This window comes from Pseudomonas sp. ZY71 (assembly GCF_036542145.1).
Lineage (GTDB): Bacteria > Pseudomonadota > Gammaproteobacteria > Pseudomonadales > Pseudomonadaceae > Aquipseudomonas > Aquipseudomonas koreensis_A.
In genome coordinates, this window is record NZ_CP144274.1 from 5,488,183 (window position 1) to 5,501,025 (window position 12,843).

Here is a 12,843-nt window from a genome sequence, read left to right on the forward strand (position 1 = left end):
GGTTTAAGCCTGTTCCAACGAGGTTTCAACACGGGTGGCACCGGCCGGGATTTTCCCTGCCGCAACCAGACGCTTGTGCTGCTCGGCTTCGATACGCTCGATCGTTTCAACCGGAACCATATAGCCCTGGTCGTCACGTGCAGCGTGGATCACGAAGTAGATGACGGTGCCGGCCAGGCTGGCGATCGCCAACCACCAGATGTGCCAGATCATCGCGAAACCGAAGACGGTCAACAGTGCGCCCATCACCACGCCAGTGGCGGTGTTGTTCGGCATGTGGATCGGCTCGTACTTGGCCGGACGCTGGTACGCAGTACCGTTTTCCTTGGCTTCAGTGAACGGGTCGATGCAGTCAGCCTTAGGCAGCACGGCAAAGTTGTAGAACGGCGGTGGCGACGAGGTCGACCATTCCAGGGTGTGTGCATTCCACGGGTCACCGTGATCGCAAACGTTCTCTGGCTTGTTACGGTCACGCACGCTCACATAGAGCTGGATCAGCTGGCAGGCGATACCGACAGCGATCATCACCGCACCGAACATGGCAACGTACAGGTACGGTACCCACTCAGGGTTGGTGGTGGCGTTCAGACGACGGGTCATGCCCATGAAGCCCAGTGCATAGAGCGGCATGAACGCGACGAAGAAGCCCGAGATCCAGAACCAGAACGCTGCTTTACCCCAGCCTTCGTGCAGCTTGAAGCCGAACGCTTTCGGGAAGTAGAACGCGAAACCTGCGATGTAACCGAATACCGCACCGCCGATGATCACGTTGTGGAAGTGCGCGATCACGAACAGGCTGTTGTGCAGAACGAAGTCAGCACCCGGGATGGCCAGCAGTACGCCGGTCATGCCGCCGATGGCGAAGGTCACCATGAAGCCCAGAGTCCACAGAACCTGGCTGGTGAAGCGCAGACGGCCCTGGTAGATGGTGAACAGCCAGTTGAATAGTTTCACACCCGTCGGGATGGAAATCAGCATCGTCGCCAGACCGAAGAAGGCGTTGACGCTGGCACCCGAACCCATGGTGAAGAAGTGGTGCAGCCAAACCATGAAGCCCAGTACCGAGATCGCGCCCGAAGCGTAGATCATCGAGTGGTGGCCGAACAGTTTCTTGCCGGTGAACGCCGAGATCACTTCCGAGAAGATGCCGAATGCCGGCAGGATCAGGATGTAAACCTCAGGGTGGCCCCACGCCCAGAACAGGTTGACGTACATCATTGGATTGCCACCAAGTTCATTGGTGAAAATGTGGAAATCCATGTAACGGTCAAGGGTCAGCAGTGCCAGGGTAGCGGTCAGGATCGGGAACGAAGCCACGATCAGAACGTTTGCCCAGGTGCAGGTCCAGGTGAAGATCGGCATGTCCATCAGTTTCATGCCAGGGGTACGCATTTTCAGTACGGTCGCGAGGAAGTTAACCCCCGTTAACGTCGTACCTAACCCGGATAGCTGTAGCGCCCAGATGTAGTAGTCCATACCCACGCCAGGGCTGTATTGCAGACCCGACAATGGTGGATAGGCAACCCAACCGGTCTTGGCGAATTCGCCGACGCCCAGGGACAGGTTGATCAGTACTACGCCGGATACCAGCAGCCAGAAGCTCAGGGAGTTCAGGAACGGGAACGCAACGTCACGCGCGCCGATCTGCAGCGGCACTGCAAGGTTCATCAGGCCGGTGAAGAATGGCATCGCCATGAAGATGATCATGATCACACCGTGAGCGGTGAAGATCTGGTCATAGTGTTCAGGTGGCAGGTAGCCAGGCGAACCCTCGGTGGCCATGGCCAACTGGGTACGCATCATGATGGCGTCGGCAAAACCGCGCAGCAGCATGACCATGGCGACGATGATGTACATCACGCCGATTTTCTTGTGGTCAACCGAGGTCAACCACTCGGTCCACAAGTAGGTCCACTTCTTGAAGTAGGTGATTGCAGCGAACAGCGCCAGACCACCGAGGGCGATCATGGCGATGGTCACCATCACGATCGGCTCGTGGAATGGGACTGCTTCCCAACTTAATTTACCAAACATCGTTTACTCCTCTGCCCCGGCAGCTGAATGCGAACTCGAGTCAATTTCCGTGGCCGCCACTTCTTTCTCTTTCTTCTCGTGCTTCAGCGGCTTGCCCGGCTTCATACCTTCGTACTTGTCGACGATGATCTGGAACTGGTTCGGCGTGACCGAGGAGTAGAGCTCGACTGGGTTGTTCTGGCTCGGTTTGGCAAGGGCCGCGTATTCAGCTTGATCAAGCTGTTTAGGTGACTTCTTGACTTCACTTACCCAGGCGTCGAAATCTTCCTGAGTGGTGGAGATAGCCTTGAATTTCATACCGGTGAAACCCGCGCCGCTGTAGTTGGCGGAGATACCGTCCATTTCAGCGTTACGGTCAGCGATCAGGTGCAGCTTGGTCTGCATGCCCGCCATCGCGTAGATCTGGCCGCCCAGACCCGGGATGAAGAACGAGTTCATCACAGCGTCAGAGGTGATCTTGAAGTTGATTGGCGTGTGCGCCGGGAACACGATCTTGTTGACCGTGGCAATGCCTTGTTCCGGGTAGATGAACAGCCACTTCCAGTCCAGCGCGACCACTTCGATGGTCACAGGCTTGACGTCGGACTGGATCGGACGATACGGGTCCAGTTCGTGGGTCGAAATGTAGGTGATGTAACCCAGGGCAATGATGATCAGGACCGGGATGGTCCAGACTGCCACTTCGATTTTGGTCGAGTGCGACCATTTCGGGGTGTAGACGGCGTTCTTGTTCGACGCGCGGTACTTCCAGGCGAACAGGAAGGTCATGACGATAACCGGCACGACGACCAACAGCATCAGCAGGGTCGCGGTGATGATCAGGTTTCGCTGTTCCAGGCCAACCTGGCCCGTTGGATTGAGCAAGGTCATGTTGCAGCCTCCCAGCAACAACGTGCCGAGCAGCGGCACTAGGCCTAGTAATCTGGGGTACCTGTTTTTACTCATCTCACGACCTCTAAAGCAGCTTGCGCAATGCAGTTGGGTTTTGATCGCCAACACTTCACCCTGCCAAGGGTTGGCATTTTCTTTGGATTGAATAAGGGCCGCCCGTCGCGCGTCAGACGCTCGACAAAACCTGGGACAGCGGTCAGTTCTTATTCGAATTCGTGGTCAAAGGCCTTGTTACAGACCAATTCCATTTGGTGCGGAAAGTTGGAAGGCACCGACACCTGGGTGTCTTGGAAGCCTTGCGACTCACTCGACACCCGACTTTCTGCGCAGCGCCTTAATAAAAAGCGTTCCTTAATAAAGGCTGAACAGTGCCGGGAATTCAGTGCGGGCGATTGTAGATAGGTAGCGCCCTATACACCATGTCTTATCCCGAAATAATTTTTATCGATTCGAGCAACAATCCATCGCCATTTTTGCAAAAGTTCCGCATGTTATCGAAAACATTTCTCAACAAAAACACCAAAAATTGTAGGTGTACCCGCGTCAGTTCAGACAGCTCTGAAGGCTTTTTCCGAAGGTTCGAACAGCGCAAAGCCCGATAACCCAAGGCTTTTGGCCATATGCCAGCGCTTGTTAAAACTGCCTGCTATGGCACTCACGTGCTAAAGCCGAAAAACCCCGAAACAGACCAATCCTTTTTTGTAACAACGGCCGATTCCGCGTCACTCAAGAGCCCTGCGACACGGCGCGTGTGACAACATGTCGCACACTCGCCACACCCTCCCTTGCCGTCCGTCACGGTGTTTTCACCAACACTCTGAAATGCAAAACGCCCCGATATGCTGATACGCAAATCGAGGCGTTTTCTGTATCGGCCAGACAGCCGAATAGTTGACTCAGCGCAGTGCTTTTCGATTACGCGAGGTCAGCAGCGGCACCAGGATCACCACCAGCACGAACGCTACCAGCGCCCACTGTGCCAGCGACAGACCGAGGATCGGCGGGTACGGCGTCGAGCAGAAACCGTCGACCTGGAAGCCCAGCGGGAAGATCTTCGCCAATGGCAGATCATCGACAATCGGCTGCAGCACATCGATGCCGCAACTGACCGCCGGATAGAACTGGGTGTACACGTGATGCCCGGCCACACCGGCCCCGGCAATCGCACAAACCACCACCAGCACTTCGAACACGGTGATGCTGCGACGGCTGCGCATCGCTGCGCCGATGAACGCAAACAGCGCGATCAGCAGCAACGCATAGCGCTGCAAAATGCACAGTGGGCACGGTGCTTCGCCGAGCACGATCTGCATGTACAGCGCACCGCCGATCAGTGCCAGGCAGATGATGCCCAGCAACACCAGAAAGCGCCGCTCACGGCCCAACCGAATCGTTTCCTCGCTCATCGCGTTTCCCTTATATGTCCATGGTTCAGCTGGCTTGCGGCTGAAGGTTGTCGCAAGTCTACACCGGGGGAATAAACGATAAAGCGGTTAAGAAACGATTAACCTTTAAACACTTTTCAAGAATCTGAATCGTGTAACGGCCATCGCGAGCAGGCTCACTCCTACAAGGGATCTGCGTCGTACACCATTCTCATGTACGCCACAGCCCCTGTAGGAGTGAGCCTGCTCGCGATGAAGGCGACTCAGTCTTAAGGATTATTCCAGAGCCGAAGCCGGTCCGAAGAACTCATAACGACTCTGCTTCTCCGGCACACCCAGCGCCTTCAGATGACGCTTGATCGCGCCCATGAAACCCTTCGGTCCAAGGAAGTAGGCGTCGACATCACGCTGAGCCGGCAACCACTCGCCCAGCAACTCCTGACTCAACATCCCGACCTTGTCCGCCGCCGGACTCACACCGTCATCTTCGGCATAGCAGTAAAAACGCTTGAGTTGCGGATGACGCGCCGCCAAATCATCAATCCAGTCACGAAACGCATGCACGCTGCCGTTGCGCGCGCAGTGAATAAAGTGCACCGGCCGCTCGGTTTCCAGCGCCGCTTCAAGCATCGCCAGAGTCGGCGTGATGCCGACGCCGCCGCTGATCAGCACCAATGGCTTGTCGCTTGCAGTCAAGGTGAACTCCCCCGATGGCGGAAACAGCTGAATGCTCGCGCCAACCTGCAGTTGATCGTGCAAGTGGTTGGACGCCCGACCACCCGGTTCGCGCTTGACGCTGATGCGGTACTGACCGTTGTTCGCCAGTGCCGACAGCGAGTAGTTGCGGCGGATTTCTTCACCATCGAGGATCAGCTTCATGCCGATGTACTGACCCGGCTCGGCCGCGAGGATCGGGCCTTTGTCTGCTGGTTCGAAGTAGAACGAAACGATCTCCGCGCTCTCCTCGACTTTGGCCGCAACGATGAACTCACGCGCCCCGCGCCAGCCGCCAACGGCGTGTTCTTTCTGGTCGTAGATCGCCGTTTCGGCGCCGATCAGAATGTCCGCCAGTTGCCCATACGCCGCACCCCAGGCGCTCATCACTTCCGGTGTGGCGATTTCTTCGCCGAGCACTTCGGAAATCGCCCGCAGCAGACAGGCACCGACAATCGGGTAGTGTTCCGGGAGGATCTGCAGGGCCACGTGCTTGTTGATGATCTTCGCCACCAGATCGCCCAACTGGTCGAGCTGATCGATGTGCCGCGCATACATCAACACGCCGTTAGCCAAGGCGCGAGGCTGGTCACCGCTGGCCTGGTGCGCCTGGTTGAACAGAGGCCGAACTTCCGGGTATTCAGAGAGCATCATGCGATAGAAGTGAGTGATCAACGCCTCACCGCCGCTTTCCAGCAGAGGCACGGTGGATTTGACGATGGCACGATCCTGGTCGCTAAGCATAAGAATGACTCCTGAGCTTTCTTGAAAAGTTACCTTAGGGCTATCAGGTTCCGTGCCAACTTATTTATCCATATAAATCAATAGCTTGAAAATATCGTAGTCATAAAGACTCAAAGACCTTTATAGTCATCCCGACTACATCTTGTCTCTTTGACTACAAGACCATGACCGCCAAATCCCTGCTCACCGCCCTACTGCCACTCGTCTCCGACCTGTCCCGCGAATTGCCCGAGGGCGAGCGTTATCGACGCTTGCTTGAAGCCATGCGCGCGCTGCTGCCCTGCGATGCCGCTGCATTGTTGCGCCTCGACGGCGAAGCGCTGGTGCCGCTGGCGGTGGACGGTTTAAGCACCGACACCCTCGGCCGCCGCTTCAAGGTCAGCGAGCATCCGCGCTTCGAAATACTCCTCAGCGGTGCCGGACCCACGCGATTCGCCGCCGACAGCGACTTGCCCGATCCTTATGACGGCTTGGTCGATGGCCTCGACGAACACCTCGAAGTTCACGATTGCCTCGGCTGTCCTTTGTTTGTCGATGAAAAACTCTGGGGCCTGATCACCCTCGACGCCCTCGACCCCGAGCGTTTCGAACCGATCGAACTGGACGCCCTGCAAGCCTTCGCCAGCCTCGCCTCGGCCACGGTCAACGCCGCCGAACGCATCCAGCGCTTGGCCAATCGCGCGGAGGACGAACACCAGCGCGCCGAGGTTTATCGCCAGGCCAGCGGCCAGCAGAACCGCGAGATGATCGGCCAGAGCAAGGCGCTGAAGAAACTGGTGGAGGAAATCAATCTGGTCGGCGGCAGCGATCTGACCGTGTTGATCACCGGCGAAACCGGCGTCGGCAAAGAGCTGGTCGCCCAGGCCATTCACGCCGCTTCTCCCCGCGCCGATAAACCGATCATCAGCCTCAACTGCGCCGCGCTGCCGGATACGCTGGTCGAAAGTGAACTGTTCGGCCACGTGCGCGGCGCCTTCACCGGCGCCACCAGCGACCGTCGCGGCAAGTTCGAACTGGCCAATGGCGGCACGCTGTTCCTCGACGAAGTCGGCGAGTTGTCGCTGACCGTGCAGGCGAAATTGCTGCGCGTCTTGCAGAGCGGCCAGTTGCAACGGTTGGGCTCGGACAAGGAGCATCAGGTCGATGTGCGCCTGATTGCCGCGACCAACCGCGACCTCGCCGAAGAAGTGCGCTGCGGTCGCTATCGTGCCGACTTCTATCATCGCCTCAGTGTGTACCCCCTGCGCGTGCCGGCGCTGCGTGATCGTGGTCGCGATGTGTTGTTGCTCAGTGGTTTCTTCCTCGAACAGAACCGCTCGCGCATGGGCCTAAACAGCCTGCGCCTGAACAGCGACGCCCAGGAAGCACTGCTCGCCTACACTTGGCCGGGCAACGTGCGCGAGCTGGAGCACTTGATCGGCCGCAGTGCGCTGAAGGCGCTGGGCAATTGCAAGGTGCGGCCGAAGATTCTCAGTTTGAGCGCGGCGGATCTGGATTTGCCGCGCGAGGTTGTGGATAACTCGGTTGAGGCTGGTGTCGGTGTCGTGGCTGAGATGCCGTTGATCACTGGAGATTTGCGCAGTGCGACCGAGCAGTATCAGCGGCGTTTGATCAGTGCGGCGCTGGAGCGTAATCAGGATAACTGGGCGAGTGCGGCGCGGGAGTTGGGGCTGGACCGAGCCAACCTCGGCCGCATGGCCAAACGACTAGGCATGAAGAGCTAAAAGCACACCCTCACCCTAGCCCTCTCCCTGAGGGAGAGGGGACTGACCGATGTGTCTTTCGCCATACGCCGACCTGAAATATCGAGTCGATTATGGATTCAGCAGAGCAGGTTCAGGTCAGTGAATTACTACAATATCCCCCAATCGGCTCCCTCTCCCTCTGGGAGAGGGCTGGGGTGAGGGGCTTTGGCTTTTGATTGAAACGCCACCCGACAACTAACCTAAAGCCCACCCCTTTAACGCCGATAACCCGGCATCAATAGTTTCTGGCGATTTGCCCCCTCGCCCACCACCTTTCCACAGAAGGTTCATATGTCCTCCACCAAAGCCCGCGCAGACTCACTTTCGCTTCTGCTGTTTACCTTGCGCAGCGGCAAGTTGATGGCGATCAACCTGCTGAAAGTCAGTGAAATCATCCCCTGCCCGCCGCTGACCAAACTGCCGGAATCGCACCCGCACGTGAAAGGCATCGCCACCCTGCGTGGCGCCTCGTTGTCGGTCATCGACCTCAGCCGCGCCATCGGCGAGCGCCCGCTGGAAGACCCGAACGGCGGCTGCCTGATCGTCACCGACGTCAGCCGCTCCAAGCAGGGCCTGCACGTGCAGGCGGTGAGCAAAATCGTTCATTGCCTGACCACCGACATCAAACCACCGCCGTTCGGTTCCGGCGGTTCGCGCGCCTACATCACTGGCGTGACCTCGGTGGACGGCACACTGGTGCAGGTGCTGGATATCGAAAAGGTTATCCACAGCATCGCCCCGGCACAGATCGAAATGGCCCCGACCGACCTGAGCATGGAAGACGCTGATGTGCTCGGCAACGCGCGGATTCTGGTGGTCGACGACAGCCAGGTGGCGCTGCAGCAATCGGTACACACCCTGCGCAATCTCGGCCTGCAATGCCACACCGCGCGCAGTGCCAAGGAGGCCATCGACTGCCTGCTCGACCTGCAAGGCACGGCTCAGCAGATCAACCTGATTGTCTCCGACATCGAGATGTCCGAGATGGATGGTTACGCCTTCACCCGCACCCTGCGCGAAACCCCGGACTTCGCCCATCTGTACGTGCTGCTGCACACCTCGCTCGACAGCGCGATGAACAGCGAGAAAGCGCGTTTGGCCGGGGCGAACGGCGTACTGACCAAGTTCTCCTCGCCGGAACTGACCCACTGCCTGATCGAAGCGGCCAAACACGTCGCCGCCCAAGGGCACTGAGTCTTGGCCGAGACGTATTGTTTTTTGATGCGGCGCGATCTTGGCAAAGACGCACCGGATGCACCTTGGCCACAAGACATTGAACTGCGCACGTACTCCGTCGAAATGGCGGCGGACGTGCATCATTTGATGCAACTCGGTTATCGCGAAGGCGGCGGCCGAGTGCCGGCGCTGGACGCTTGGCAGCGGCAGTTCGAAACCGATCCTGAATATGATCCGAGCCTGTGTTTGATTGCCCGTGATGCCGAAGGCGTAGTCGGTGTGGCGCAATGCTGGACCAGCGCCTATATCAAGAATCTGGTGGTGCATCCGCGCATGCAGGGCCGCGGATTGGGCCGGGCGTTGTTGCTCAATGCATTCAAGGTGTTTCAGCAACGGCGCGAAGGGTTTGTTGATCTGAAGGTGTTGGAAGACAACCGGCGGGCGCAGCGGTTGTATGAAAGTGCCGGGATGTATGTGGTCCGCCGCGAGCTGGTGCCGGACTGATAGACCGTCTTCGCGAGCAGGCTCGCTCCCACCCTGGAATGCATTTCAAACTGTGGGAGCGAGCCTGCTCGCGAAAGGGCCGGCACAGGCAACTTCTAACACTCAGGCAGACTCAAACCTTGGCCACCCACAACCAAGGACGCCCCACCATGAAAGCCATCACCGCAAGCCTGCTCTGCCTCACCGCCCTCGCCTCCCAGGCCCACGCCTCCAGCCCCGATGCCTGGGCCGCTTACGACAAAACCGTGCTCGCCAGTTGCACCAAAGCCAGTGGCCTGAAAAACGCCAAACCGGTCGGCGCCCCCGCACAATTCGACGACCGCGTCGGCTACACCGCCGTGTTGCTGCAAGGCCAATACCCGCAAAAACACATGAAAGGCCAGCAAGGCACCGAGCTGTGCCTGTACAACAAACAGTCGAAAACCGCCTTCGTCAGCGAGTGGGACTCGATCCGTCCGACCGCCAAATCCCAGTGAGTGGCGCATAACTTGCTTCGATCCGCGCCTGTGCGGTGGTTTTCCGCCACCGTTTCACACCCTGATTGAAGACAGATCGCTCAATGAATACGACGTTTTCCTGCGTAGGCTGCGGCAAATGCTGCACCGACCACCATGTCCCGCTGACCCTGGCCGAAGCCCGCATGTGGGCGGCGGATGGCGGTCAGGTGATCGTGCTGGTCGAGGCCTTTCTTGGTAATGGCCTGGGTTTGCCAGCGCAGCAGCGTGAACATGCCGAACGGCGTTCAGCGGTCGTTCGCAGCGGCGCGACAGACGCCCATGTGGCGATCACCTTCGCCGCGTACAATGTCGGCCCCTGTCGGAATCTTGACGAAGACAAGCTGTGCCGGATCTACGAGCGCCGGCCGCTGGTGTGCAGGATTTATCCGGCGGAAATCAATCCGCATATCCCGCTCAACCCTGCCGCCAAGGATTGTCCGCCGGAGTCCTGGCAACAGGGGCCGGTGCTGATTGCCGGTGGTGAGTTGGTGGATCAGGAGCTGGTGGAGTTGATTCAACGCTCGCGCCAGGCCGATCGGGATGACATCGGCATCAAGGATGCGATTTGCGCGATGCTCGGCATTCGTACCACGGCGCTGAAGGGTGACGGGTTTACTGCGTACTTGCCGAATATGAGCGCTTTTGCTTCGGTGATTGATCAGGTGACCGCGCAACCGCTGGCAACTGCTCCGAGTGAGTGGGTGTTTCATGTGTCCGGGGATGATGTAGCCGGGCAAGTGGTGGCGGCCGGGGCGCAGGTGGTGACTGAACCGGCGCAGACGTATGCGTTCATTTCGCTGCGGGCGGCTTGATCCAGTTTCTTTAGCGTCCGCCCGGGCCTCATCGCTGGCAAGCCAGCGAAAGGTCCGGCACAGGCAGTATCAATCGCCGCGTTGAGCGCAGGCGGGATTAAAACTCAGCGCTTGCCCATCGAACGACGGGTGCCCGGCGGCGCCATGCCCGGGGTCTTGGTGTGGCCATTCTTGGCGCCGTTCTTGTACCACGGCTGGTTCGAGCCTTTGGCAGAAGCCAGTTCGCCCGGCTTGAACGGGAACTTGAACGCCGGGATATCGGCTTTGGTATCGCTGGTGTCGGCCAGTTCAGCCGGGACATCGCTCACGGCGTCGTCAACCGGCGGCAGGGTCGGGGAAGTCATAAAAGCTCCGGAAAGCAAAAAGTCGGGCCCGATCAGTGAGCCGCGAAGGCGCGCAGTATACCTGTGCGCCTTGACTCGGCACCTGAAGATTTTGCAGCGCACGCCGAACGGTTTACAGGTAACTGATGATGACGATGCCTTTGTCGGTTGTGGTCTTCAGCGCTTCGTAGCGCATGGAAATCGGCAGCGCCTGATGACTGCAGGCGTTGCGATCAGTGTCGACATCGACGCTCACGCCGGGCTTGATTTCGATCTGGCGAGACTCACGAGACGCAAACGCCCCGACCGGTCCGACCTGACAGCCCGAATCAACGATTTGCCCGGTGAAGCGGATCTCGCCGGATTGACTGGCCGGCGCGGCGAAGGCTGTGAGTGGAAGCAAGAGAAGCACAGACGGCAGAGCGGTTTTCAGCTTCATTTCAAGACACTCCCGGGGTGAGCGGCCCAGAGAACCCGGGCTACACAATGTTATCCGCGTACTGGGACGGATCTTGAGAAGCGTAGTGGGCAAATAAGTCCCTGATTGGGACTGATCGGTCCCTTTTTGGGACTGCTTAACAAAAAATGGCCGTTAGCGATGGGGTGCCCAATCAGACGTCTTCGCGAGCAGGCTCGCTTCCACAGGGGGACTGCGTTTCAAACGGTGGGAGCGAGCCTGCTCGCGAAGAACGATGACGCGGTGCTCAGACGGATTACGTTTGTGGATCAACCCGATCCAGCGCCCGGTTCACCGCAAGCTCGGCAAGCATGACGATCTGCTGGATCGCCAGCGCCGTACTGCGCTGCGGGCGACTGAGCTGATCAGCCAGATCACCGGCCATGACATTGGCTGAAGCCAGCGATTCGCAGGCGTGGGCGAGCAGGCTTTCGGTGTCGATGTTCGGGTGGATGAGGAACATCGTACTGGGCTGACGCGGTTTGACCGGTTCGGGACAGAGGTAGAAATCGAGGGCGCGCTTGATGGCTTCGCGGGTTTTGATCTGGTCGTCGGCGCGGAGGGCGTCTTCGAGTGGGGTTGTGGGATCGATGGGTGGATCTGGAACTGGCTTAGTCATTGGAAACCCTATTTTGCAAATGGGAGCCATCCCTTGCCGTTTCTCACGCGGCGAAGTGGGTGGCAGCTATGTGCGGGGTGAGAAACCGGAAAAATAGGAAACCGGCCAGACCGAAGTCTGCCCGCACACAGCCGCCATGAAGCATTTGCAAGCAGCGGACAAGCCGCCGGCAATTATGCGGACTGATGGACTGATTCACTAATTTTTCAGGGTTCTCACACCCGATCACCGAGTTTTCGGCGACAACCCAAGACTAGAGAGCGCACGTCCGACGGACAACCTGAAAACATTGTGGGAAGGTTCTGGTTATTTGACACAAATTTAAACAGCCAAAAGCCAACCCTCACCCTAGCCCTCTCCCAGAGGGAGAGGGAACTGACCGGGGTGTTTGGCAGAGCTACGCCGACGTGCGATACCGTGTTGAACTCAGGTTTTGAAACAGATCAAAAGCCCCTCACCCTAGCCCTCTCCCGGAGGGAGAGGGGACTGACCGGGGTGTTTGAGCGAAGTACGCCGACGTGAAATACCGAGCCGGACTCAGATTCTGAATCAGATCAAAAGCCCCTCACCCTAGCCCTCTCCCGGAGGGAGAGGGGACTGACCTAGTTGTTTGGTAGAACTACGCCGACGTGCGATACCGCGTTGAACTCCAGCCTTGAAAAGACCACAAATCGGCCCCCTCTCCCTCGGGAGAGGGCTGGGGTGAGGGGCAAATCCACCACAAATCCAAAGCCGACCACGCCCCGCTCTTCACCACTCAACAGGATGAGCGTTAGCTCGGCTGCAGCTCTTGATCTGTAGGGCGACGTCGGAAGGCTGAGTGGAGGGATTGATCCGGGCGTGGGAGCGCAGCGACCGTTTGGCGCAGCCAAACACAGCGAGAGGAGGTGCAGCGAAGCAAACCGTAGACGCTGCGCCCGGATCGATCCCGCAGCGAAGGAA

12 protein-coding genes are annotated in these 12,843 nt (G+C 58.5%); 5 read left to right on the forward strand and 7 right to left on the reverse strand.

Translation table 11 applies throughout. The annotated features are described in order from the left end of the window. Positions 1-3: 3 nt before the first annotated feature. The 4 genes from cyoB to hmpA all read right to left on the reverse strand — a co-directional run bounded on the left by cyoB (position 4) and on the right by hmpA (position 5,768). The gene (gene cyoB / locus VY732_RS24275; RefSeq protein WP_007916945.1) at positions 4-2,034 is read right to left on the reverse strand and encodes a cytochrome o ubiquinol oxidase subunit I; all 2,031 of its coding nucleotides are present in this window, start codon (positions 2,032-2,034) and stop codon (positions 4-6) included. A gap of 3 nt (positions 2,035-2,037) precedes the next feature. Then, entirely contained in the window at positions 2,038-2,979 is a 942-nt protein-coding gene (gene cyoA, locus VY732_RS24280; RefSeq protein ID WP_007916947.1) for a ubiquinol oxidase subunit II, read from the reverse strand. Positions 2,980-3,821: 842 nt separating this feature from the next. Beyond that, positions 3,822-4,331 carry a disulfide bond formation protein B gene (locus VY732_RS24285; RefSeq protein ID WP_331692011.1) on the reverse strand — a complete coding sequence of 170 codons (510 nt, stop codon included), beginning with the start codon at positions 4,329-4,331 and terminating at the stop codon, positions 3,822-3,824. 255 nt (positions 4,332-4,586) lie between these two features. Next, positions 4,587-5,768 (reverse strand): NO-inducible flavohemoprotein, encoded by a 1,182-nt coding sequence (gene hmpA, locus VY732_RS24290; protein WP_331692013.1) that lies wholly within the window; start codon positions 5,766-5,768, stop codon positions 4,587-4,589. A gap of 164 nt (positions 5,769-5,932) precedes the next feature. Here hmpA and norR point away from each other — a divergent pair, with 164 nt between their 5' ends. The 5 genes from norR to VY732_RS24315 all read left to right on the forward strand — a co-directional run bounded on the left by norR (position 5,933) and on the right by VY732_RS24315 (position 10,502). Next, the gene (norR, locus tag VY732_RS24295; RefSeq protein ID WP_331692015.1) at positions 5,933-7,492 is read left to right on the forward strand and encodes a nitric oxide reductase transcriptional regulator NorR; all 1,560 of its coding nucleotides are present in this window, start codon (positions 5,933-5,935) and stop codon (positions 7,490-7,492) included. Between the two features lie 312 nt (positions 7,493-7,804). Continuing rightward, entirely contained in the window at positions 7,805-8,707 is a 903-nt protein-coding gene (locus VY732_RS24300) for a chemotaxis protein CheV (RefSeq protein ID WP_034156080.1), read from the forward strand. 27 nt (positions 8,708-8,734) lie between these two features. Then, positions 8,735-9,193, forward strand: coding sequence for a GNAT family N-acetyltransferase (locus tag VY732_RS24305; protein WP_077574464.1), 459 nt, complete (start codon positions 8,735-8,737; stop codon positions 9,191-9,193). Between the two features lie 149 nt (positions 9,194-9,342). Next, positions 9,343-9,669 carry a hypothetical protein gene (locus tag VY732_RS24310; protein ID WP_331692017.1) on the forward strand — a complete coding sequence of 109 codons (327 nt, stop codon included), beginning with the start codon at positions 9,343-9,345 and terminating at the stop codon, positions 9,667-9,669. An 83-nt stretch (positions 9,670-9,752) separates the two neighbouring features. Further along, complete coding sequence (locus VY732_RS24315; RefSeq protein WP_077574466.1) at positions 9,753-10,502, forward strand: YkgJ family cysteine cluster protein; 750 nt, start codon at positions 9,753-9,755, stop codon at positions 10,500-10,502. A gap of 104 nt (positions 10,503-10,606) precedes the next feature. Here VY732_RS24315 and VY732_RS24320 read toward each other — a convergent pair whose 3' ends face one another. From VY732_RS24320 to VY732_RS24330, 3 genes are all read right to left on the reverse strand, one after another. Further along, entirely contained in the window at positions 10,607-10,846 is a 240-nt protein-coding gene (locus tag VY732_RS24320; RefSeq protein WP_102901568.1) for a hypothetical protein, read from the reverse strand. A gap of 112 nt (positions 10,847-10,958) precedes the next feature. Continuing rightward, a complete protein-coding gene (locus tag VY732_RS24325; RefSeq protein ID WP_077574467.1) occupies positions 10,959-11,264 on the reverse strand; it encodes a hypothetical protein in 306 nt (101 codons plus the stop codon). 274 nt (positions 11,265-11,538) lie between these two features. Continuing rightward, a complete protein-coding gene (locus tag VY732_RS24330; protein ID WP_123595730.1) occupies positions 11,539-11,901 on the reverse strand; it encodes a DUF6124 family protein in 363 nt (120 codons plus the stop codon). Between the last annotated feature and the right edge of the window lie 942 nt (positions 11,902-12,843).